The 24,754-nt window shown below is 63.5% G+C and carries 9 protein-coding genes; 6 read left to right on the top strand and 3 right to left on the bottom strand.

The window, feature by feature from the left end:
* Positions 1-101: 101 nt before the first annotated feature.
* Complete coding sequence (locus AB4851_RS12770) at positions 102-15,902, bottom strand: YadA-like family protein (RefSeq protein WP_414447503.1); 15,801 nt, start codon at positions 15,900-15,902, stop codon at positions 102-104.
* 887 nt (positions 15,903-16,789) lie between these two features.
* Between AB4851_RS12770 and AB4851_RS12765 the strand changes: the two genes are divergently transcribed.
* The 3 genes from AB4851_RS12765 to AB4851_RS12755 all read left to right on the top strand — a co-directional run bounded on the left by AB4851_RS12765 (position 16,790) and on the right by AB4851_RS12755 (position 19,685).
* Complete coding sequence (locus tag AB4851_RS12765) at positions 16,790-17,758, top strand: helix-turn-helix transcriptional regulator (protein WP_414447502.1); 969 nt, start codon at positions 16,790-16,792, stop codon at positions 17,756-17,758.
* Between the two features lie 165 nt (positions 17,759-17,923).
* Positions 17,924-18,646, top strand: a complete 723-nt coding sequence (locus AB4851_RS12760) for a fumarylacetoacetate hydrolase family protein (RefSeq protein ID WP_414447501.1) — start codon at positions 17,924-17,926, stop codon at positions 18,644-18,646.
* A 169-nt stretch (positions 18,647-18,815) separates the two neighbouring features.
* A complete protein-coding gene (locus tag AB4851_RS12755; RefSeq protein WP_414447500.1) occupies positions 18,816-19,685 on the top strand; it encodes a lysostaphin resistance A-like protein in 870 nt (289 codons plus the stop codon).
* A gap of 1 nt (position 19,686) precedes the next feature.
* Here AB4851_RS12755 and AB4851_RS12750 read toward each other — a convergent pair whose 3' ends face one another.
* Positions 19,687-20,352 carry a MarC family protein gene (locus AB4851_RS12750; RefSeq protein WP_414447499.1) on the bottom strand — a complete coding sequence of 222 codons (666 nt, stop codon included), beginning with the start codon at positions 20,350-20,352 and terminating at the stop codon, positions 19,687-19,689.
* A gap of 213 nt (positions 20,353-20,565) precedes the next feature.
* Here AB4851_RS12750 and AB4851_RS12745 point away from each other — a divergent pair, with 213 nt between their 5' ends.
* Positions 20,566-21,654, top strand: coding sequence for a calcium:proton antiporter (locus AB4851_RS12745; RefSeq protein WP_414447498.1), 1,089 nt, complete (start codon positions 20,566-20,568; stop codon positions 21,652-21,654).
* A gap of 52 nt (positions 21,655-21,706) precedes the next feature.
* Here the strand turns inward: AB4851_RS12745 and AB4851_RS12740 are convergent, their stop codons facing one another.
* Positions 21,707-22,663: a LysR family transcriptional regulator gene (locus AB4851_RS12740; protein ID WP_414447497.1), complete on the bottom strand. Its 957-nt coding sequence runs from the start codon at positions 22,661-22,663 to the stop codon at positions 21,707-21,709.
* Positions 22,664-23,056: 393 nt separating this feature from the next.
* On the opposite strand from AB4851_RS12740, the gene AB4851_RS12735 reads away from it, so the two are divergent.
* Both AB4851_RS12735 and AB4851_RS12730 read left to right on the top strand, forming a co-directional pair.
* Complete coding sequence (locus AB4851_RS12735) at positions 23,057-24,199, top strand: HPP family protein (protein ID WP_414447496.1); 1,143 nt, start codon at positions 23,057-23,059, stop codon at positions 24,197-24,199.
* Positions 24,200-24,320: 121 nt separating this feature from the next.
* On the top strand, positions 24,321-24,734 hold the full coding sequence (locus tag AB4851_RS12730) for a MarR family winged helix-turn-helix transcriptional regulator (protein WP_414447495.1): 414 nt from the start codon (positions 24,321-24,323) through the stop codon (positions 24,732-24,734).
* Positions 24,735-24,754 lie beyond the last annotated feature (20 nt).

Here is a 24,754-nt window from a genome sequence, read left to right as displayed (position 1 = left end):
CTAATTGAGCGAAGGGGCACTGCCCCGGAACGCGCACGACTGGCGAAGTTCCGGGAGCAGTGTGAGCAAGGCGTCAAGAAAGCACCTTGCCCATCCAGCAATTACCACTGATACGACGCGCCCACGCCGAACGTGTTACCGCCACTCGCCAGGCCGACACCAGCACGGAGCTTCAGGTTTTCCGTGATACGGGCTTCACCACCCAGCGCCACGGCCTGATAACCCTTGTACGATGCACCGGCAACGCCGAACGACAGGTTCTTGCCCGGATCGACGCCCGGAATCATCGTCAGCGCAGTGGCTGCCGCGATACCCGAGTAGGCGTTCTTGGACAGATCGTTGATCTGGCCGCGCATGCCGCCCATGGCACGATCCATCTGCCCCTTGTTGACCGCATCGGTGGCATTCACACCGTCCGCAATGTTGACGATCCGGCGCTCTTCGCCTGCCGCGCCGACCGACACGGTATTGGCCTCGTTCGCCACCGAGCCTTTGCCCAGCGCCACCGAGTTTTCAGCGCCGCTGCCAACCTTCGCGCCTTCGCCGATCGCCGTACCGCCGCTCGACTTGACCTGCGTACCGGAGCCCATCGCCGTGCCGTCGTTGACGCCATCGGATACACGCGAACCGGAACCCACGGCGACGTTGCCGTTGCCATTGCCCGCATTCGCGGCGACAACATCGCCCTTCTCCGCAGCATGACCACCGGTGCCGCTGATCAGGTCGTTGTTCGCACTGCCCCCCCCCGGCTCGCCAGGGATCGTCACTGCGCCCAGTCGGTCGTCGAGGTCATCGACACGATCCGACAGCGCCGACAACTGGCCGTAGTTGACGGCATCGTACGTGGTGGTGCCATCAGCAACGTTGGTCAAATGTACCGGCCCTGCCGACTGACCGTTGCCCAGCGTTACCGAACCGAAGTTGATGGTTTTGTCCGCATTCCGATCGTAGGCAACCATACCTGCCATATTTGCCACATCGCCGATGTTGCCCTGGATGTCCTTGACGCGGCCATCGATGTCCGTCAGCGCATCCCCGACGTTGTGATACGTATTGCCACCGATATCGTAGGTCGGCGCCACGACCGCTCCGGTCGTCGGATCGATCTTCGCACCCCCACCGAACGCATCGGTCACGCCGGACAGTTGGCTGACATTGACGGCATCGGTAGCGGCGATACCTGCCGCGACGTTATGCAGACCGACTGCCGTGTCGACCTTGCCGAACGTCACCGAGCTGTAGTCCGGATTGCCGTCCTTACCTTGGTCGTACGTCACGGCGGCGAGCGTCTTGCCACCATCGCCGATCAGGCCGGCAGACTTCATCTGCGATACGTTCACTGCATCCTTGTCGGCCACGCCATCGGCAACATTCGACAACGTCGTGCCGTTGGCACCGGCAAGCGTCACCTTGGACTGGTTCGAATCGGCATCGTATGTCACCGCCGACAGTGCCTTGCCGTCGTCTCCGATCAGGCCAGCATCCTTCAGCTGCGAAACGTTCACCGCGTCCATGTCGGCAGCACCCGCCTTCACGTTCGACAGCGTCGTGCCATCCTTGCCGGCCAACGACACCTTGTCCTTCTCGGGACCGTCGTACGTCACCGCCGCAAGCGCCTTGCCGTCGTCGCCGATCAAACCCGACGACTTCAGCTGCGAAACGTTCACCGCATCCTTGTCATCAACGCCCGCGTTCACGTTCTTCAGCGTCGTGCCTGCCGTTCCAGCCAACGTCACCGTGTCCTTCTCGGGACCGTCGTACGTCACTGCGGCAAGCGCCTTGCCACCGTCGCCAATCAGGCCGGCATCCTTCAACTGCGAAACGTTGACCGCGTCCTTTTCATCAACGCCGGCGTTCACGTTCTTCAGCGTCGTGCCGTCCTTGTCCAGCGTTACCGACGCGTAATTCGCCTTGCCGTCCTTGTCCTGGTCGTACAACACCGCAGCGCGCGACTTGCCATCGTCGCCGATCAGACCCGACGACTTCAGTTGCGACACGTTCACCGCGTCCATGTCGGCAGCACCTGCCTTCACGTTCGACAGCGTCGTGCCATCCTTGCCAGCCAACGACACCTTGTCCTTTTCGGGACCGTCGTACGTCACCGCCGCAAGCGACTTGCCGTCGTCGCCGATCAGGCCGGCATCCTTCAGTTGCGAAACGTTTACCGCGTCCTTTTCGTCAACGCCTGCGTTCACGTTCTTCAGCGTCGTGCCGTCCTTGCCAGCCAAAGTCACCTTATCCTTCTCGGGACCGTCGTACGTCACTGCGGCAAGCGCCTTGCCGTCGTCGCCGATCAGGCCGGCACCCTTCAGCTGCGAAACGTTCACCGCGTCCTTGTCATCAACGCCTGCGTTCACGTTCTTCAGCGTCGTGCCGTCCTTGTCCAGCGTTACCGACGCGTAATTCGCGTTGCCGTCCTTGTCCTGGTCGTACAACACCGCAGCACGCGACTTGCCATCGTCACCGATCAGACCCGACGACTTCAGTTGCGACACGTTCACCGCGTCCATGTCGGCAGCACCTGCCTTCACGTTCGACAGCGTCGTGCCGTCCTTGCCGGCCAACGACACCTTGTCCTTCTCGGGGCCGTCGTACGTCACCGCCGCAAGCGCCTTGCCGTCGTCGCCGATCAGGCCGGCATCCTTCAGTTGCGACACGTTCACCGCATCCTTGTCGGCCTTACCTGCATTCACGTTCGACAGCGTCGTACCATCCTTACCCGTCAGCGTGACCTTGTCCTGCTTGGTGGTGTCGTACACCACGCCGTTCGGATCCGTGCCGCTCGCCAGCTTCGCCGTCGCTTCCAGCGCATCCCCCACGTTGTCGTATAAGCCATCGCCGACCTTGTACTCCGGCGCCTTGATCTTGCCGTCCGACCCGACTGCCGCTTTGCCGCCCAGCGCATCCGTCACGCCCGTCAGTTGCGACACGTTCACCGCATCGGTTCCTGCCGTGCCTGCCGCCACGTTGTGCAGACCCACCGGCACACCGGTCTTGCCCAGCGTTACCGACGCGTAATTCGCCTTGCCGTCCTTGTCCTGGTCGTACAACACCGCAGCACGCGACTTGCCGTCGTCGCCGATCAAGCCCGACGACTTCAGTTGCGAAACATTCACTGCGTCCATGTCGGCAGCACCTGCCTTCACGTTCGACAGCGTCGTGCCGCTCGTTCCAGCCAACGTCACCTTGTCCTTCTCGGGACCGTCGTACGTCACTGCCGCAACCGACTTGCCGTCGTCACCAATCAGGCCGGCGTCCTTCAACTGCGAAACGTTCACCGCGTCCTTGTCATCAACGCCTGCGTTCACGTTCTTCAGCGTCGTGCCATCCTTGTTCAGCGTTATCGACGCGTAATTCGCGTTGCCGTCCTTGTCCTGGTCGTACAACACCGCAGCGCGCGACTTGCCATCGTCACCGATCAAGCCCGACGACTTCAGTTGCGACACGTTCACCGCGTCCTTGTCGGCCGTACCTGCGTTCACGTTCGACAACGTCGTGCCAGTCGTTCCAGCGAACGTCACCTTGTCCTTCGCGGGACCGTCGTACGTCACTGCCGCAAGCGCCTTGCCGTCGTCGCCGATCAGGCCGGCATCCTTCAACTGCGAAACGTTTACCGCGTCCTTGTCGGCCTTACCTGCATTCACGTTCGACAACGTCGTGCCGCTCGTTCCAGCCAACGTCACCTTGTCCTTCTCCGGACCGTCGTACGTCACTGCCGCAAGCGCCTTGCCGCCATCGCCGATCAGGCCGGCATCTTTCAGCTGCGAAACGTTCACCGCGTCCTTTGCATCAACGCCCGCGTTCACGTTCTTCAGCGTCGTGCCATTTTTATCCAACGTTACCGACGCGTAATTCGCCTTGCCGTCCTTGTCCTGGTCGTACAACACCGCAGCGCGCGACTTGCCGTCGTCGCCGATCAAGCCCGACGACTTCAGTTGTGACACGTTCACCGCGTCCATGTCGGCAGCACCTGCCTTCACGTTCGACAGCGTCGTGCCGCTCGTTCCAGCCAACGTCACCTTGTCCTTCTCGGGACCGTCGTACGTCACCGCCGCAAGCAACTTGCCGTCGTCGCCAATCAGGCCGGCATCCTTCAGCTGCGAAACGTTCACCGCATCCTTGTCGGCCTTACCTGCATTCACGTTCGACAACGTCGTACCGGTCTTGCCCGCCAGCGTCACCTTGTCCTTCTCGGGACCGTCGTACGTCACTGCCGCAAGCGCCTTGCCGTCGCCGCCGATCAGGCCGGCATCCTTCAACTGCGAAACGTTCACCGCATCCTTGTCGGCCTTACCTGCATTCACGTTCGACAGCGTCGTCCCGGTCGCTCCAGCCAACGTCACCTTGTCCTTCGCCGGACCGTCGTACGTCACCGCAGCAAGCGCCTTGCCGTCGTCGCCGATCAGGCCAGCACCCTTCAACTGCGAAACGTTCACCGCGTCCTTGTCATCAACGCCTGCGTTCACGTTCTTCAGCGTCGTGCCGTCCTTGCCAGCCAACGTAACGGTGGCCTTGTCGGAACCCGCGTCGTAATGCACCGCGTTCTCATCCGCCGTTTCCGCCGCTGCCTTCAGCGCATCACCCACGTTGTCATAGTCCTTCTTTCCAATCGTGTACGTCGGTGCCTTGATCTTGCCGTCAGCCCCAACCGCGGCTTCGCCACCCAGCGCATCCGTCACGCCCGTCAGTTGCGACACGTTCACCGCATCGGTTCCTGCCGTGCCTGCCGCCACGTTGTGCAGACCCACCGGCACGCCGGTCTTGCCCAGCGTTACCGACGCGTAATTCGCCTTGCCGTTCTTGTCCTGGTCGTACAACACCGCAGCGCGCGACTTGCCATCGTCACCGATCAAGCCCGACGACTTCAGTTGCGAAACGTTCACCGCGTCCATGTCGGCAGCACCTGCCTTCACGTTCGACAGCGTCGTGCCGCTCGTTCCAGCCAACGTCACCTTGTCCTTCTCGATACCGTCGTACGTCACTGCCGCAAGCGCCTTGCCGCCATCGCCGATCAGGCCGGCATCCTTCAGCTGCGAAACGTTCACCGCGTCTTTGTCATCAACGCCTGCGTTCACGTTCTTCAGCGTCGTGCCCGTCGTTCCAGCCAACGTCACCTTATCCTTCTCGATACCGTCGTACGTCACCGCGGCGCGCGACTTGCCGTCGTCACCGATCAGGCCGGCATCCTTCAGCTGCGACACGTTCACCGCGTCTTTGTCGGCCTTACCTGCATTCACGTTCGACAGCGTCGTGCCGGTCTTGCCCGCCAACGTCACCTTGTCCTTCGCGGGACCGTCGTACGTCACCGCGGCAAGCGCCTTGCCGTCGTCGCCGATCAGGCCAGCACCCTTCAACTGCGAAACGTTCACCGCGTCCTTGTCATCAACGCCTGCGTTCACGTTCTTCAGCGTCGTGCCGTCCTTGCCAGCCAACGTAACGGTGGCCTTGTCGGAACCCGCGTCGTAATGCACCGCGTTATCGTCCGCCGTTTCCGCCGCCGCCTTCAGCGCATCACCCACGTTGTCGTAGTTCTTCTTTCCAATCGTGTACGTCGGTGCCTTGATCTTGCCGTCAGCCCCAACCGCGGCTTCGCCGCCCAGCGCATCCGTCACGCCCGTCAGTTGCGACACGTTCACCGCGTCGGTTCCTGCCGTGCCTGCCGCCACGTTGTGCAGACCTACCGGCACGCCGGTCTTGCCCAGCGTTACCGACGCGTAATTCGCCTTGCCGTCCTTGTCCTGGTCGTACAACACCGCAGCACGCGACTTGCCGTCATCGCCGATCAAGCCCGACGACTTCAGTTGCGAAACGTTCACCGCGTCCATGTCGGTAGCACCTGCCTTCACGTTCGACAGCGTCGTGCCGCTCGTTCCAGCCAACGTCACCTTGTCCTTGTCCGGACCGTCGTACGTCACTGCCGCAACCGACTTGCCGTCGTCGCCGATCAAGCCGGCATCCTTCAGTTGCGATACGTTCACCGCATCCTTGTCGGCCTTACCTGCATTCACGTTCGACAGCGTCGTGCCGGTCTTGCCCGCCAACGTCACCTTGTCCTTCTCGGGACCGTCGTACGTCACCGCGGCAAGCGCCTTGCCGTCGCCACCGATCAGGCCGGCATCCTTCAACTGCGACACGTTTACCGCATCCTTGTCGGCCTTACCTGCATTTACGTTCGACAGCGTCGTGCCGTCCTTGCCAGCCAACGTCACCTTGTCATGCTTGCTGCTGTCGTAGATCACGCCGTTCGGATCGGTGCCATTCGCCAGCTTCGCCGTCGCTTCGAGCGCGTCTCCCACGTTGTCGAAGGTGTCATCGCCAATCTTGTACGTCGGCGCCTTGATCTTGCCGTCAGCCCCAACCGCGGCTTCGCCGCCCAGCGCATCCGTCACGCCCGTCAGTTGCGACACGTTCACCGCGTCGGTTCCTGCCGTGCCTGCCGCCACGTTGTGCAGACCCACCGGCACACCGGTCTTGCCCAGCGTTACCGACGCGTAATTCGCCTTGCCGTTCTTGTCCTGGTCGTACAACACCGCAGCACGCGACTTGCCGTCGTCGCCGATCAAGCCCGACGACTTCAGTTGCGACACGTTCACTGCGTCCATGTCGGCAGCACCCGCCTTCACGTTCGACAGCGTCGTACCGCTCGTTCCAGCCAACGTCACCTTGTCCTTCTCGATACCGTCGTACGTCACGGCCGCAAGCGCCTTGCCGCCATCGCCGATCAGGCCGGCATCCTTCAGTTGCGATACGTTCACCGCATCCTTGTCGGCCTTACCTGCATTCACGTTCGACAGCGTCGTGCCGGTCTTGCCCGCCAACGTCACCTTGTCCTTCTCGGGACCGTCGTACGTCACCGCGGCAAGCGCCTTGCCGTCGCCACCGATCAGGCCGGCATCCTTCAACTGCGACACGTTTACCGCATCCTTGTCGGCCTTACCTGCATTTACGTTCGACAGCGTCGTGCCGTCCTTGCCAGCCAACGTCACCTTGTCATGCTTGCTGCTGTCGTAGATCACGCCGTTCGGATCGGTGCCATTCGCCAGCTTCGCCGTCGCTTCGAGCGCGTCTCCCACGTTGTCGAAGGTGTCATCGCCAATCTTGTACGTCGGCGCCTTGATCTTGCCGTCAGCCCCAACCGCGGCTTCGCCGCCCAGCGCATCCGTCACGCCCGTCAGTTGCGACACGTTCACCGCGTCGGTTCCTGCCGTGCCTGCCGCCACGTTGTGCAGACCCACCGGCACACCGGTCTTGCCCAGCGTTACCGACGCGTAATTCGCCTTGCCGTTCTTGTCCTGGTCGTACAACACCGCAGCACGCGACTTGCCGTCGTCGCCGATCAAGCCCGACGACTTCAGTTGCGACACGTTCACTGCGTCCATGTCGGCAGCACCCGCCTTCACGTTCGACAGCGTCGTACCGCTCGTTCCAGCCAACGTCACCTTGTCCTTCTCGATACCGTCGTACGTCACGGCCGCAAGCGCCTTGCCGCCATCGCCGATCAGGCCGGCATCCTTCAACTGCGAAACGTTCACCGCGTCTTTGTCATCAACGCCTGCGTTCACGTTCTTCAGCGTCGTGCCCGTCGTTCCAGCCAACGTCACCTTATCCTTCTCGATACCGTCGTACGTCACCGCGGCGCGCGACTTGCCGTCGTCACCGATCAGGCCAGCATCCTTCAGCTGCGACACGTTCACCGCGTCTTTGTCGGCCTTACCTGCATTCACGTTCGACAGCGTCGTGCCGTCCTTGCCAGCCAACGTCACCTTGTCATGCTTGCTGCTGTCGTAGATCACGCCGTTCGGATCGGTGCCACTCGCCAGCTTCGCCGTCGCTTCGAGCGCGTCTCCCACATTGTCGAAGGTGTCATCGCCAATCTTGTACGTCGGCGCCGTGATCTTGCCGTCAGCCCCAACCGCGGCTTCGCCACCCAGCGCATCCGTCACGCCCGTCAGTTGCGACACGTTCACCGCATCGGTTCCTGCCGTGCCTGCCGCCACGTTGTGCAGACCCACCGGCACACCGGTCTTGCCCAGCGTTACCGACGCGTAATTCGCCTTGCCGTTCTTGTCCTGGTCGTACAACACCGCAGCGCGCGACTTGCCATCGTCACCGATCAAGCCCGACGACTTCAGTTGCGAAACGTTCACCGCGTCCATGTCGGCAGCACCTGCCTTCACGTTCGACAGCGTCGTGCCGCTCGTTCCAGCCAACGTCACCTTGTCCTTGTCCGGACCGTCGTACGTCACGGCCGCAAGCGACTTGCCGTCGTCGCCGATCAAGCCGGCATCCTTCAGTTGCGACACGTTCACCGCATCCTTGTCGGCCTTACCTGCATTCACGTTCGACAGCGTCGTGCCGGTCTTGCCCGCCAGCGTCACCTTGTCCTTATCGGGACCGTCGTACGTCACCGCCGCAAGCGACTTGCCGTCGTCACCGATCAGGCCGGCATCCTTCAACTGCGACACGTTCACCGCATCCTTGTCGGCCTTACCTGCATTCACGTTCGACAACGTCGTACCGGTCTTGCCCGCCAGCGTCACCTTGTCCTTCGCGGGACCATCGTACGTCACCGCAGCAAGCGCCTTGCCGTCGTCGCCGATCAGGCCAGCACCCTTCAACTGCGACACGTTCACCGCGTCCTTGTCATCAACGCCTGCGTTCACGTTCTTCAGCGTCGTGCCCGTCGCTCCAGCCAACGTGACCGTGCCCTGGCTCGAATCCTTGTCGTAGAGAACCGCATCGATGTCCGGTCCGCCACCACCGCTCGCGGCCGCGGCCTTCAATGCATCGCCAACGTTGTGGTACGTCTTTCCGCCCAACTCATACGTCGGCGCCTTGATCTTGCCGTCAGGCCCGACCGCGGCTTCGCCGCCCAGCGCGTCCGTCACGCCCGTCAGCTGCGACACGTTCACCGCATCAGTCGGCGCCGTGCCGGCTGCCACATTGATGATCTGGCGCTGCACCGATTTTGATCCAATCGACAGCGCGTTTCCACGATCGGCGACCGAGTCGGAACCAAGGGCAACGCCGTTGAGATTTCCTCCTTTCACAACCGCGTCTGCGCCCAACGCGATACCACCGGTGACGCCAATCTCCACCGCCGAATTCGTACCGATAGCCACACCATCGGTAGCTCTTGCTCGCGATTGCGCCGTGCGACCGATCGCGATCGATCCGTCTCCAATCGCCTGCGCATCCTCCGAACCAAGTGCCAGGGAATAATCGCCATTGGCGGAAACCCGCTCCGTACCAATCGCTACGGCATAGTTGGCGCCGGTCACGACATTGTTGCCGATGGCAACGGCGTCATGCTTCTTGATCAGAGTCTGCGCTCCAACACCAAATGCAACCGAGTTGTCACCGTAAGCCGCCGTACCAATACCTACCGATACAGTGTCGCTACCATCGCTGGTGCTAGAGATCCCCATGGCCAGTGCAGAGCCACTCAAATTTGGTGCGACATACGCAACATTTTCCGAAGTGGAGACCGGCCCGCCATCAGCCACGATGAAGCCAGTCTTCGGTTCGAGGGCTGCTGCGCGCGACTGCGGGAGGAAACTTCGCGCTTTCTGACTTACCGTACTCATCGCATCATGAAGTTGCTTCAGGTTCACGGCATCGGTGTCGTCCGTGCCCGCTGCGACATTAACGATACGGCGCTCTCCCCCGGTACTGCCTACCGCGAACGTGTTGGCTTCCAATGCCGCCGAGCCATATCCAACCGCTACCGAGTTTTTCCCGTTCGCGCGCGAACCCGTGCCGATTGCAACGGTATTCTCCGTACGTGCGCTGGCGGCACTGCCGATCGCAACTGAATCGGCTCCCGATGCTATGGCCTGACTGCCCGTCGACTTGACCTTGATGTACTTCATTTCCAGCGAACCGTCTTTCAGACCGTCCCTGATCTCGTCCGTGGCGTCGTTCAACTGACCGACATTCACGGCATCCGTGTCGGCAACGCCCGTCGCGATATTCTTCAATGCAACCGGGCTGCTGGCTTTCTTGGTACCCAGCGTAACGGCCGACTTGTTCTTGTCGTCGTACTGAACGGCATTTTCATCGGTGCCACCACCACTGCCGGTAGCGGCAGCCGCTGCGATCGCATCGCCCACGTTGTCGTACGTTTTGTCGCCGACCTTGTATGCCGGCGCCGTGATCTTGCCATCCGCACCGACGCCGGCTGCACCGCCAAGCGAATCCGCCACGCTCGACGCCAGCCCGAACAGTTGCGAGCCATTCACTGCGTCGGTGCTCGAAACCGAGATCGCGCCGGCCTTGACGTTGGTCAGCGTCGTGCCGGTCTTGCCACCCTTCAGCGAGACCTTGCCCTTCGTCGCGTCGTCATAGACGACGGCCAACGATTCGCCCGTCGATGGGTCGATCACGCCGCCGTCCTTCAGCGAATCCTTCAGATCGCCGATGTCCTTGTTCGTCGCGAACAACTGCGAACCCACCACGGCTTCCGTGCTTTTTTCCGTCAACGCGCCGGCCTTCACGTTCGACAACGTCGTGCCTGCCGTTCCAGCGAACGTCACCTTGTCCTTCGCGGGGCCGTCGTACGTCACCGCAGCGATCGCCTTGCCGTCGTCGCCAATCAGGCCAGCCCCCTTCAACTGCGAAACGTTCACCGCGTCCTTGTCGTCGACACCCGCATTCACGTTCTTCAGCGTCGTGCCCGAACTACCCTTCAGCGTGACCTTGCCCTTGCTGGCATCGTCATACGTCACGGCCGACAAGGCAGCGCCATCGTCGCCGATCAACCCGGTCGACTTCAGTTGGCCCACGTTCACCGCGTCCATGTCGGCCTTGCCGGCCTTCACGTTCGACAGCGTCGTGCCGGCCGCACCGCCGGCCAGAGTCGCCTTGTCCTTTTTATCGCTGTCGTACGTTACGGCAACCGAGACCTTGCCGTCATCGCCCACCAAGCCGCTATCTTTCAAATTTTTGTTCGTGGCGAACAATTGAGCACCGTTGACTGCGTCCGTGCTCGTTTCCGTCAGCGCGCCGGCCTTCACGTTCGACAGCGTCGTGCCACTCGCTCCAGCCAACGTCACCTTGTCCTTCGCGGGACCGTCGTACGTCACCGCAGCGACCGCCTTGCCGTCGTCGCCGATCAGGCCAGCACCCTTCAACTGCGACACGTTCACCGCGTCCTTGTCATCGACACCCGCGTTCACGTTCTTCAGCGTCGTGCCCGAACTACCCTTCAGCGTGACCTTGCCCTTGCTGGCATCGTCATACGTCACGGCCGACAAGGCAGCGCCATCGTCGCCGATCAACCCGGTCGACTTCAGTTGGCCCACGTTCACCGCGTCCATGTCGGCCTTACCGGCCTTCACGTTCGACAGCGTCGTGCCGGCCGCACCGCCGGCCAGAGTCGCCTTGTCCTTTTTATCGCTGTCGTACGTCACGGCAACCGAAACCTTGCCGTCATCGCCCACCAAGCCGCTATCTTTCAAATTTTTGTTCGTGGCGAACAATTGAGCACCGTTGACTGCGTCCGTGCTCGTTTCTGTCAGCGCGCCGGCCTTCACGTTCGACAGCGTCGTGCCGCTCGCTCCAGCCAACGTCACCTTGTCCTTCGCGGGACCGTCGTACGTCACCGCAGCGACCGCCTTGCCGTCATCACCGATCAGGCCAGCACCCTTCAACTGCGACACGTTCACCGCGTCCTTGTCGTCGACACCCGCGTTCACGTTCTTCAGCGTCGTGCCGGTCTTGCCAGCCAACGTCACCTTGTCATGCTTGCTGCTGTCGTAGATCACACCGTTCGGATCGGTGCCGCCGGCCAGCTTCGCCGTCGCTTCGAGCGCGTCTCCCACGTTGTCGAAGTGGTCATCGCCGACCTTGTACGACGGTGCCTTGACCTTGCCGTCAGCCCCAACCGCGGCTTCACCACCCAGCGCATCCGTCACACCCTTCAGTTGCGACACGTTCACCGCATCGGTTGCAGTCGTACCTGCCGCCACGTTGTGCAGACCCACCGGGCCACCGGCCTTGCCCAGCGTTACCGACGCGTAATTCGCGTTGCCGTCCTTATCCTGGTCGTACAACACCGCAGCACGCGACTTGCCGTCGTCGCCGATCAAGCCCGTCGACTTCAGTTGCGACACGTTCACCGCGTCCATGTCGGCAGCGCCTGCCTTCACGTTCGACAACGTCGTCCCGGTCTTGCCGCCCTTCAGCGACACCTTGTCTTTCTTATCGCTGTCGTACGTCACAGCAACCAAGGCTGCGCCGTCATCGCCCACCAAGCCGCTGTCCTTCAGCGAATCCTGCAGATCGCCGACGTTTTTGTTCGTCGCGAACAACTGCGAACCGTTCACGGCTTCGGTGCTGTTCGCCGTCAGCGCACCCGCCTTCACGTTCGACAACGTCGTACCCCCGGTGCCGCCAAGCGTGACATTGCCCTTGCTCTCGTCGTCGTACGTCACGGCCGACAAGGCCGCGCCGTCTTCGTCGATCAGACCCGACGACTTCAGTTGGGATACGTTGACCGCGTCCATGTCGGCCTTGCCGGCCTTCACGTTGCTCAGCGTCGTGCCGGTCTTGCCGCCCTTCAGCGACACCTGGTCTTTTTTATCGCTGTCGTACGTCACGGCAACCGAGACCGTACCGTCCTCGCCCACCAAGCCGCTTTCCTTCAGCGAATCCTGCAGATCGCCAACATTCTGGTTCGTCGCGAACAGTTGCGAACCGTTCACGGCTTCGGTGCTTTTCGCCGTCAGCGCACCCGCCTTCACGTTCGACAACGTCGTACCCCCAGTCCCGCCGAGCGTGACCTTCCCCTTGCTTTCGTCGTCGTACGTCACGGCCGACAAGGCCGCGCCGTCGTCGCCGATCAGGCCTGACGATTTCAGTTGGGATACGTTCACCGCGTCCATGTCGGCCTTGCCGGCCTTCACGTTGCTCAACGTCGTGCCGGTCTTGCCGCCCTTCAGCGACACCTGGTCTTTTTTATCGCTGTCGTACGTCACGGCAACCGAGACCGTACCGTCCTCGCCCACCAAGCCGCTTTCCTTAAGCGAATCCTGCAGATCGCCAACGTTCTGGTTCGTCGCGAACAGTTGCGAACCGTTCACGGCTTCGGTGCTTTTCGCTGTCAGCGCACCCGCCTTCACGTTCGACAACGTCGTACCCCCGGTGCCGCCAAGCGAGACCTTGCCCTTGCTCTCGTCGTCGTACGTCACGGCCGACAAGGCCGCGCCGTCTTCGCCGATCAGGCCTGACGATTTCAGTTGGGATACGTTCACCGCGTCCATGTCGGCCGTGCCGGCCTTCACATTGCTCAACGTCGTGCCGGTCTTGCCGCCCTTCAGCGACGCCTTGCCCTTGGTCGCGTCGTCATAGACGACAGCCAACGACTCGCCCGTCGTCGGATCGATCACGCCGCCGTCCTTCAGGGAATCCTTCAGGTCGCCAATGTCCTTGTTCGTCGCGAACAACTGCGAGCCCACTACGGCTTCCGTGCTTTTTTCCGTCAGCGCGCCGGCCTTCACGTTCGACAACGTCGTGCCCGATGCACCGCCACCCAATGTGACCTTGCCCTTGCTGCTATCGTCATATGTCACCGCCGACAAGGCAGCGCCATCGTCGCCGATCAAGCCGGTCGACTTCAGTTGGCCCATGTTGACTGCGTCCATGTCGGCCTTACCGGCCTTCACATTCGACAACGTCGTGCCGGTCTTGCCCGCCAATGTTGCCTTGTCCTTCTCGGGACCGTCGTACGTCACCGCAGCAAGCGCCTTGCCGTCGTCGCCGATCAGGCCAGCACCCTTCAGCTGCGACACGTTCACCGCGTCCTTGTCATCGACACCTGCGTTCACGTTCTTCAGCGTCGTGCCCGCACTACCCTTCAGCGAAACCTTGCTCTTGGTCGCGTCGTCATAGACGACGGCCAACGACTTGCCCGTCGTCGGGTCGATCACGCCGCCGTCCTTCAGGGAATCCTTCAGGTCGCCAATGTCCTTGTTCGTCGCGAACAGCTGCGAACCCACCACGGCTTCCGTGCTTTTTTCCGTCAGCGCGCCAGCCTTCACGTTCGACAACGTCGTGCCCGATGCACCGCCACCAAATGTGACCTTGCCCTTGCTGCTATCGTCATACGTCACCGCCGACAAAGCAGCGCCATCGTCGCCGATCAAGCCGGTCGACTTCAGTTGGCCCATGTTGACTGCGTCCATGTCGGCCTTGCCGGCCTTCACGTTCGACAGCGTCGTGCCGGCCGCACCGCCGCCCAGAGTCACCTTGTCCTTTTTGTCGCTGTCGTACGTCACGGCAACCGAGACCTTGCCGTCATCGCCAACCAAGCCGCTGTCCTTCAAATTTTTGTTCGTCGCGAACAATTGAGCACCGTTGACGGCTTCCGTGCTTTTTTCCGTCAGCGCGCCAGCCTTCACGTTCGACAACGTCGTGCCCGATGCACCGCCACCCAACGTGACCTTGCCCTTGCTGCTATCGTCATACGTCACCGCCGACAAGGCAGCGCCATCGTCGCCGATCAACCCGGTCGACTTCAGTTGGCCCATGTTCACCGCGTCCATGTCGGCCTTGCCGGCCTTCACGTTCGACAGCGTCGTGCCGGCCGCACCGCCGGCCAGAGTCACCTTGTCTTTTTTATCGCTGTCGTACGTCACGGCGGCCAAGACCTTGCCGTCGTCGCCCACCAATCCGCTGTCCGCCAACTTTTTATTCGTTGCGAACAATTGAGCACCGTTGACTGCGTCCGTGCTCGTTTCCGTCAGCGCGCCGGCCTTCACATTCTTCAGTGCGACCGGTTGTTGCACGCCAGCACCGCCCAGCGTGACCGAATCCTTCGCTTTCGAGTCGTACTGGACACTTCCTTCGCCGCCCTGCGATGCCGCGGCGACCAAGGCGTCGCCAACGTTCGAATAATCCGTGCCGTTGATCGTGTACTTCGGCGCCTTGACGTTGCCGTCCTTATCGATATCCGCGCCGCCGCCGAAGACCTTCGTCACGTCCTGCAACTGCTCGACGTTCACCGCGTCGGTCCCGCCGGAGCCACGTGCGACGTTGATGATCTGGCGCTCCATACCTTCCGCGCCGATCGATACCGCCATATCCCGGTCTGCGACGGAATAGGCACCGATCGCGATGCTCTCGTCCGCCGTTGCCGACGCCTCGGAGCCGATCGCCATCGAATCGTCTCCCGAGGCGGCGGCCATGCTGCCGATCGCGGTGGCATTGGACCCCGAAGCGTTTGCCGTGGGGCCGATTGCGAGCGCACCGCTGGCACTCGCGACGGCTGCACCACCCAGTGCATAGGATCGAATACCACTCGCCCTCGCCGCATTGCCCAATGCGAGCGAGGATTTGCCGTCCGCTTTGGCACCCGAACCGAGGGCAACCGCGCCGACGTCGCCCATCGCGCTTGCCCCGGCGCCAAGCGCGACACCGTCGCCTGCCGCCTTCGTGCCGCCGCCGATCGCTATTGCGCCGCCCAGCCCGCTCGCCGCCGCGCTCGCGCGCGCGTTGCTGCCGATCGCAATCGACTGTTCGCCCTCGGCCAATGCCTTGCTGCCGACCGCGATGGACTTTGCCCCCGTGGCAGACGCAATATCGTTGCCGCTCGGATCCGCATCGATCTTCACGTACTTGCTGTTGTCGGTCGCCAGCGCGCGCGTAGAAGGCAGTTCGTGCTGATCGGGGACCGCATCGCCCTTCGCATCCTCGAGTGCGCGCTCGGTTTCCTGTGACGTATCGTCGGTCGCGTCGTTCGGCATGGCAAAGGCGGAACCCATCGACGCAGCGACGAGCGCAGCAGCCACGGCTACCCGCTTTTTGGCGGACGTGGTGGACTTGCTACGCCCGCGCGCTGTTTCCGGTACCGCGCACCAAACACTGGTGGATACGTTCCATACAACTCGATACGTCTTGTTCATGCGAAAACTCCCCTTCTAGTAAGCCTATTTCGCCAATTCGCCGGAAGTCAGCTCCGGCAACGAGCAAATGGAAATGCGATTGGATTGTCGACGCGACAACGTATGCCAAAATGGCATCACATGCGCCTGTAGGATGAGAGCGGCCCGATCGTCAAATAATTGACCCAACAGCTTTGATATACCTGCGGCACATCAAGCGAATCGAAGAAGCAACGGCAGCGATGCATGACATGCGCAACCGGGAAGGCCAAGAAACCGTCGCGACGGTTCAACGATGATAACGACTGAGGCTTTGCGCATCGGCCGCCGATATGGAATCGCGAATGACACGGGAGCACACGGCTCTGAAAAGCATGCAGCGAAAAAACCAACGTTACGAAGAGTGGCCGTACACCCCTGGAGAGACAGGCTCTGAGATACCGCCATCTACTTAGGACATGCCGAAAATCGATCGACCCAAGAAAAATAAAAGAAAACAGATTGTTCTTAAATCAATGAAAGATGACGAATCTACCCATATCCCGAAACATATGGAGTCAGAGTATAGGGATGTGAAAACAGACCGGCTATAAGATTCATCTCAATTTATTGGGATAGATTTGATTAAAGCCAAAAATATGGATAGCCTCGCCCACCAAACCCAATAAAAATCAGCTTCCTTGCGCTCCCCCAACAAACCGTCGGGAATAATGAGTAGCCAAAAATCCAGGCCACCTGGATGCGGGCCGATGCGGCATCGGCCCCGCCTGCCGTCGGCCCGACCGTCGGCACAACGGATTCCTCGCCTTTTCATGCCACCATTGCGGCAGAATCGCGATGATTTCGGTCAAAACGCCGCATCCGCTGTACCATCCGGGCTCGATCCGCACGACCCTGCTTTATCCGCCATGCCAGCCACTCCGCAGCCGCGCACCTACGCCATGCCCGAGCGCAGCGACCGCCTCGATTTCTATATCCGCGACCAGACCACGCGGCAGGCGATCACCGAGCCGCACCGGCATGCGTACTTTCAGATCCAGTTCAACCTGGGCGGCGATACCGAGCAACGCATCGGCGGCGTCACGCGGCCGTTTCCGCGCGGCGCGCTCGCGTTCATCCTGCCGTTTCGCGAACACCTGATTCCCCATCCGCCGGGCGCGCATTTCATCGTCATCAACTTCTCGCAGCCGTTCCTGCGCACCGATCTCGACGTCGATCCGCTCGATCTCGACGACGTGCCGGTGCAGCGCGTGCCCGAGCTCGCGCCGTTCCGCTTCCAGGAGCGGCTCGATTACATCCTGACCGGCGATGCGTTCGACGATGCGCGCCGGATCGCCCAGCGCATGCTCGACGCCAACCGCGAGCGCACGTTCGGCTCGGTCACGCTGCTGCGCGGCCATCTGCTCCAGTTGATCGGGCTGGTCAGCACCCAATATGCCGGCGCGCTCGATCGGCTCGCGCACAGCCACGGCGCACAAAAGGCCGGCCGCCGCGATGCGCTGGCGCGTGTCATGCGCCACATTCGGGCGAACCTGACGAGCGGCGAGCTGACGCTGACGAACACCGCCGAAGCCGCGTTCCTGTCGCCGAACTACCTCGCGCACCTGCTGCGCAAGGAAACCGGCAACACGTTCACCGAACTCGTGACGGAACGCCGGATCGCCCTTGCGCAGTCGCTGCTCGCCCACACCACGCGGCGCATCGCCGATATCGCGCACGATGTCGGATTCCGCGACGAAGGATACTTTTCGCGGCGGTTCCGGGCCTGCGTCGGCATGTCACCGAAGGAATACCGGGAGGCCAACGGCGACGAGGGAAAACCGCTGCAGACTGCCACTGCCTTGCCGGAAGCCGTCGAGGCGCCGAAGCCGGACTGAACGGCATCGGCCGGACGGTCGATTGGCGAACAGAAACCCGGGCAGCGTAATTTTGTCCAGAATGTCGACAACTGCGTCGCATCGCGGTACGGGCGCGCTTGTTATCGTTGACCCATGCCGCATTCACGCGGCTTTCCTCGACCCTTCAAGCCAACGAGTTCCGCCATGACCGATCGTTCCGCAGATTTCGTCGTCCCGCTCCCGGTGCCCGCCAGCGTCGCCGTCGCCGGCTCCACCGCCCGCTTCCCGCTGCGCCGCGTGTTTTGCGTCGGCCGCAACTATGCCGAGCACGCCCGCGAAATGGGGGCCGATCCGACCCGCGAGCCGCCGTTCTTCTTCGCCAAGCCCGCCGACGCCGTGATCCCGGCCGAAGGCACGGTGCCCTATCCGACGCTGACTTCGGACCTGCATCATGAAATCGAACTGGTGATCGCGGTCGGCAAGGGCGGCAGCCATATCGCCGCGGCGCAGGCGCTCGGCCATATCTGGGGCTACGGCGTGGGCGTCGACCTGACGCGCCGCGATCTGCAGGCCGAAGCCAAGAAGCTTGGCCGGCCGTGGGATTGGGCGAAGGGTTTCGATGCGTCCGGCCCGGTCTCGCCGCTGTACGCCGCCGCCGACATCGGTCACCCGCAGACCGGCCGCATCTGGCTGGCCGTGAACGGTGAAACGCGCCAGCAAGGCGATCTCGCCGACCTGATCTGGCCGATCGCCGACATCATTGCCTATGTGTCACAGGCGATCGAGTTGCAGCCGGGCGACCTGATCTTCACCGGCACGCCGGCCGGCGTGGGCGCGCTTCAGCCGGGCGACCGCGTGTCGGGCGGCGTGGATGGCGTGGCCACGTTCGAATTCACGATCGGCGCGAAACCCCAGGCCACAGCCTGAGCGCCCCTCGTCCCGGCTCTCCGCCGGGACAGCCGCGCGCAGTCCATCGCTCTGCGCGCGGCCTCGACGCCTCGAAGCACCCGCCACCAGCCCGCTCGCCGCGCGGTTCGCGGCAGAAAACGCCGCTCCCGCACTATGATGTGAGCCCGCGCGACTTCTCCCTTCAGAAATGTCCGATTTCCCGACGACGATGCTGCTGCCCTGGGCGGCAATCTTCGCCGCCGCGCTGCTGGCGTGGTGCCCCCGGCTCAGGTTCGCGAGCCTGATTCTCGGTTTGCTCGGTTATGGCTCGGCGTTCGTGCTCGGTCTGCTCACGCCGCCGGCCTTCGCGTCGCTGGCGGGGCTCGGCATCGCCGCCTACGCCATCGCGCCGGGCCGCGCGTGGCCGCTGCGGATCGCGGCCGGCGTCCTGTACACCCTGCTCGGGGGCACGCTGCTGCTGCATCTGGCGCCGGGCTTTCATAACCTGCGGGTGTTGCACGGCGTGCCAATCACGCCCGACGCCGTGCCGTTCACGATGTATTTGAATGCAGACAAGGCGCTGATCGGCCTCTGGCTGCTGTGGGTGCTGCCCTCGGCCGTCCGGCCGGCGCGCTGGGTCAAGGCCGCGCCGATCGGCGCGGCCGCCGCCGCAGGCGTATTGCTGATCAGCCTGCCGATCGCCTTCGCCGCCGGCGCGGTAAGCTTCGCGCCAAAATGGCCCACCTTCGGCTGGCTGTGGCTGCTCAACAATCTGCTGATCGTCGCGCTGGCCGAGGAAGCGTTGTTCCGGGGCTGGATCCAGCGCGGGTTGGGAATCGGGCTCGCCCGGGTGGGTGGCGGCCAGTGGATGGCGGTGGCGATCGCGGCACTGTTATTCGGTGCCGCTCACGCCTCGGGCGGCATCGTGCTGGTGGGCCTGGCGACACTGGCCGGCATCGGCTATGGCCTTGCCTACCGGTTCGGCGGCCTGCGCGCGGCCTGGCTCGCGCACGCGAGCTTCGATGTGATCCATTTCGCGCTGTTCACCTATCCGCTGCGTGCGATGCACGGCGGCTGACTCATTTCATCTGATCGGCCAGCGGTTGCAGGAACGCCGAGAAGCCGGTCAGCATGATCTGCACGCCCACGCACAACAACAGAAACGCCGACACGCGCTGCGCAACCTTGGTGCCCTCGACGCCGAGGTAACGCGCCAGCACTTCGGCACGGCTGTAGGTCTGCCAGATCACCAGCGCGACCAGCGCCGACACGGCCACCGAGACGATGCTCGACAGCAGGAATTCCGACAGCTTGTGGGTACGGTTCGCGTTCAGCGCGATGGCCGTGGCGATCGAGCCGGGGCCGACCGTCAGCGGGATCGTCAACGGAAAGAACGCGCGCGCCATCACGTTGCGCGGATCGATCGGCTTGATGGCGTCGGTGCTCGGCACGTCGGGCGCGTTCAGCATCTGCCAGCCCGACACGGCCACCGCGAAGCCGCCGCCGATCCGCAGCGCTTCCATCGAAATTCCGAAGAAATGCAACACCGGCGTGCCGAGGAAGAACGCCACCAGCAGCACGATGAAGGCGTTGATGGCCACCTTGCGTGCCAGCACTGCCCGCTGCCGTTCGGTGAGCGAATCGGTGCGTTCGAGGAACAGAAAGGCGATGCCGAAGGGATTGATGATGCCCATCAGGCCGGTGAAGCCGAACAGGATTTCAGAAATCAGACGGTCGATGATCATCGCGTGAAGAAGGGTGAACGAGGTTCGGAATCGGGGCCGGCGCCATTGTAGTGCAGCGCTTCGCGCCTGAATCGCCCCGTTGAACGAAACATTCCGCCATCGCTCCCGGACCTCGTCAAGGCGACCAATCGGCTTATGTCTTTCGCAGGGCCCGACCACAGCGACCCGCCTGCTAGAATCGTCCTCGCCCTCACCCTGACCACAGGATTCCCGATGCCGCACTCCTCGAACGCCTTGCCCCGCTGGACCCTCTGGGCGCCGCTCGCCGCCTGGGTCGTGCTGGGGCTGTCGCGCGTGATCTCGGTCGACGGCGGATTCACGCTCGTCTTCGTTGCAGCCGCGCTGGCCGGCGCGGTGTTCGCGGCGGTCCACCACGCCGAGGTCATCGCGCATCGCGTCGGCGAGCCGTTCGGCACGCTGGTGCTCGCGATCGCCGTCACGGTCATCGAAGTCGCGCTGATCGTCTCGGTGATGCTGTCATCCGGCCCGGAGAAAGCCGGCCTCGCGCGCGACACGGTGTTCGCGGCGGTGATGATCGTCTGCAACGGGATCGTCGGGCTGTGCCTGCTGGTGGGCGGCTGGAAGCACGGCGAACAGGATTTCCAGGGGCGCGGCGCGAGCAAGGCGCTGGCCGTGCTGGCCTCGCTGGCGGTGCTGTCGCTGGTCATGCCGAACTACCTGAGCGCCGCGCCCGGCCCGCAACTCTCCACCTCGCAACTGGCGTTCGCGGGCGTGTCGTCGCTCGTGCTGTACGGCGTGTTCGTGTTCGTGCAGACGGTGCGCCACCGCGATTACTTCCTGGTGGCCGACAGCGCAGACGAATCCGTGCACGCGGTGCCGCCGAGCCGCAACGTGGCGCTGATCAGCATGATTTTTCTGTTCGTCGCGCTGGTGGCGGTGGTGCTGCTGGCGAAGCTGCTGTCGCCGGCCGTCGAGCGCGGCGTGGCGCAGTTGGGCGCGCCGGAGGCGGCGGTGGGCATCGTCATCGCGGCGCTGGTGCTGCTGCCCGAAGGGCTGGCCGCGGTGGGCGCGGCGCGTGCCAACCGCTTGCAGACCAGCCTCAATCTCGCGCTCGGCTCCGCGCTGGCCAGCATCGGCCTGACCATCCCGACCGTGGCCGCGGTATTCGTGTGGACCGGCCAGCCGCTCACGCTCGGCGTCGGCCCGATGGAAACCGCGCTGCTCTCGCTGACGCTGCTGGTCAGCACGCTGACGCTCAGCACCGGGCGTACCACGGTGCTGCAGGGCGTGGTGCACCTTTCGATATTCGCGGCCTACCTGTTCCTGTCGATCACGCACTGAACGCGCGGGGCCTCGGGGCAACGCGCGCGCGGCGAAAGCCATGCTCGGAAGTTCAGGCGCCTGCCGCCACCGGGCTGGCGAGCCGTTCGAGTTCGACGAGATCGTTGGCCAGCGCCGGCGTGAGCGTCGTGCGCAGGTGGTCGAGGAACGTGCGCGTCTTCGCGTCGAGATAGCGGCGCGACGCATACACGGCAAATACATGGATCGTGTGCAGCCGATAGTTCGGCAGCACACGCACCAGCCGCCCCGAGCGCAGGTCTTCGATCGCCGTGTAGAGCGCGATCGAGCCGATCCCGCGCCCCGAGCGCAACGCCACGGCCAGTGCGTCGGGCACGTTCACCTGGAACGGCGACGCCGGCAATTCATAGCGCAACTCTTCGCCGTCGCCACCTTCGAGGCGCCACTCGCCGCCCGGCGCCGAAGGCGTGTCGAGCCGCAGGCAGACATGCTTGCGCAGGTCGTCGGGCGTCTTCGGCGTGCCGTGGCTCGCCAGATAATCGCGCGACGCAACCAGCACGCTGCAGCTCTCGCCGCAAGTCTGCGCGACGTAACCCGAATCGGGCAACTGCGCCGCCGTCACGATCGAAACGTCATAGCCTTCTTCGACGAGGTTCGGCATGCGCTGCGCGAGCGTCAGATCGACCGACACCTCGGGGTTGTCTTCCTGGTAACGCACCACGGCGGGCACCACATGGCTCTGCCCCAGCCCCGTCATCGCATGAATCCGCATCCGGCCGCTCGGTTTGAGCAGCGCGTTGCGCGCCTCGGCGTTCGCATGATCGATTTCGGCGAGGATCGACTTCGCGCGTTCGAAGTAGCGCTGGCCGCTCTCGGTCATGCCGAGATGGCGCGTCGTGCGGTGCAGCAGGCGCGTTTGAACGTGGGCCTCGAGATTCGAGACGGCGCGTGATACCTGCGCTGTGGTGGCGGCGATTTCCTTGGCAACGGCAGTGAAGCTGCCGGCCTCGACGACGCGCACGAACAGTCGCATGTTTTCGAGCATGTCCATGGGGATTCAGGGAGACGGTGGGTGGCGCAAAATCGCGACGGCGCAGGCCGTGCGGCCCGCTCGGAGAAGACAACCCGACCTCGGCCTTGGCAGCGGGCAGGAGGACGGTATCGCGAGCGGCATGTTTTGGAATTGAATGTGAAGCAACCAGATTGGCGCGAATTGTACGCCTGCTCGCAATACATGGCGTGCCCGATTCATCACGACTTCATACGGTTCGTCTAGCTGCGCGCCTCGCCTTCTGTTACGAAACTTTGCGCCAATCGCACCGAAGCCGAACGTTTTCGTATCAAAACGGAGCAAAGACGCACCGCTTTAGCGCCGATGCACCATGATAAATATCATATTGAGATACAATTCGCGCTCACCCGACTGCCGCCCAACGGTTTCGCCATGTCATCCGTTACCTCGCACCCCCCCGTGTCGACCGCTTCGCGCCTGCGCGCCTGGCTGCTCGGTTTCGCACCGGCACCCGTCACGCTGAGTGCGCGCGAGCGGCTGCGTTCGTGCGTCGGCGCGCTGGTCGGGATCGCCTGCGTGGGGCTCACGATGCGCATGCTGCCCGGCATCCCCGAGGCGATGCCGTTGCTGGTGGCGCCAATGGGCGCGTCGGCGGTGCTGCTGTTCGCGGTGCCGGCCAGCCCGCTCGCGCAGCCGTGGTCGCTGCTGGGCGGCAACCTGGTGGCGGCCACCGTTGGCGTGGCCTGCGCGCGCTGGATTCCGGACCCGATCGGCGCTGCCGCACTGGCGATCGCGCTGGCCGTTGGTGCGATGCTGGCGTTGCGCTGCGTGCATCCGCCGTCGGGCGCGGTGGCGCTGACCGCCGTGGTCGGCGGGCCGGCCGTGCATGCGCTCGGTTTCGGTTTCGTGCTGGAGCCGATCGCCGTGCAATCGGCCGCGTTGCTGCTGGCCGCGATCGTTTATCACGCGCTGACCGGCCACCGCTACCCGCACCGTGCCGCCGCACCACGCGAGGCTCAACAGGCGCCGGCACGTGGCTTCTCGCGCGAGGATCTCGAAGCGGTGCTGAAGCGCCGAACCGAATGGCTCGACGTGTCGACGGACGATCTCGACGCGCTGCTGCGCGAAACCGAGCTGCACGCCTACGCCCGCACCTTCGGCGCGCTCTGCTGCGCGGACATCGCCGCGCACCCCGAAGCCCGCCTGAGCGCCGACACGCGCGCCACCGATGCACTGGCCGCGCTGGACAGGCTCGGCGCCGATGCCCTGCCGGTGGTCGATGCCGCGCAACGCCTGCTCGGCATCGTCACGCGCGACACGCTCACCGTCAGCGGCGCGGCCGATCCCGCCGCCATCGACACGAAACGGGGTCCGGCGCTTGCCGGCCTGCTGAACGTCGACACGCCAACCATCCTGTCGACCGAACCGATCACCGATCTCGTGCCGCTGTTCGCCGAAGCCGGCGAGCCGGTGATCGTGGTGGTGGATGCCGCCGCGCGCCCGGTCGGGCTGGTCACGCAAGCCGATCTGATTGCCGGTTTGTACCGGCGCACACAGGTGCTGACGGCCGCCTGACCGACAACGCAGAGAGAACCCGATGCGTCCTGCCCTGCCCCCGAACGCCGAAATACGACCATTTATATCACGTCATGATATATTCACCGATTCCGCCCGAGACGGGCCATCAGGAATTCCGATGAGCGACACGAACCCCTTGCTGCAGAAGCGCGATTTCGAGCAACTGTCCGACTTCCGTTATCACATGCGGCGCTTCGAACGCTTCTCTGAGCGCGCCGCCCAGAGCGAAGGCGTGACGCCGCTCCAGTACCTGTTGCTGTTGCATATCAAGGGCTTCCCGGCCCGCGAATGGGCCACGATCGGCGAGCTGGCCGAACGGCTGCAAGCCCAGCATCACGGCGTGGTCGCGCTGGTGTCGCGTTGCGAGGCGCTTGGCCTCGTGCAGCGCCGCACCAGCGCAAGCGACCGGCGCCAGGTGGAAGTGCATCTGCTCGAAGCCGGCGAGACCGTGCTGACACGCCTCGCCGCGCTGCATCGTGCCGAACTGAAATCCTTGCGCGGCGCCTTCCAGGTGCCGCAAATCGACTACTGATTCCCTTATCGTCCCGTTGC

This window comes from Burkholderia sp. 22PA0099, from assembly GCF_047497165.1.
Taxonomy (GTDB): domain Bacteria; phylum Pseudomonadota; class Gammaproteobacteria; order Burkholderiales; family Burkholderiaceae; genus Burkholderia.
This window is presented reverse-complemented; position numbering and strand designations above follow the sequence as displayed.

Bases quoted from the DNA above. Each gene is read 5' to 3' on its own strand.
- AB4851_RS12770 (WP_414447503.1), bottom strand. From the start codon at position 15,902: ATGAACAAGACGTATCGAGTTGTATGGAACGTATCCACCAGTGTTTGG.
- AB4851_RS12765 (WP_414447502.1), top strand. From the start codon at position 16,790: ATGCCAGCCACTCCGCAGCCGCGCACCTACGCCATGCCCGAGCGCAGC.
- AB4851_RS12760 (WP_414447501.1), top strand. From the start codon at position 17,924: ATGACCGATCGTTCCGCAGATTTCGTCGTCCCGCTCCCGGTGCCCGCC.
- AB4851_RS12755 (WP_414447500.1), top strand. From the start codon at position 18,816: ATGTCCGATTTCCCGACGACGATGCTGCTGCCCTGGGCGGCAATCTTC.
- AB4851_RS12750 (WP_414447499.1), bottom strand. From the start codon at position 20,352: ATGATCATCGACCGTCTGATTTCTGAAATCCTGTTCGGCTTCACCGGC.
- AB4851_RS12745 (WP_414447498.1), top strand. From the start codon at position 20,566: ATGCCGCACTCCTCGAACGCCTTGCCCCGCTGGACCCTCTGGGCGCCG.
- AB4851_RS12740 (WP_414447497.1), bottom strand. From the start codon at position 22,663: ATGGACATGCTCGAAAACATGCGACTGTTCGTGCGCGTCGTCGAGGCC.
- AB4851_RS12735 (WP_414447496.1), top strand. From the start codon at position 23,057: ATGTCATCCGTTACCTCGCACCCCCCCGTGTCGACCGCTTCGCGCCTG.
- AB4851_RS12730 (WP_414447495.1), top strand. From the start codon at position 24,321: ATGAGCGACACGAACCCCTTGCTGCAGAAGCGCGATTTCGAGCAACTG.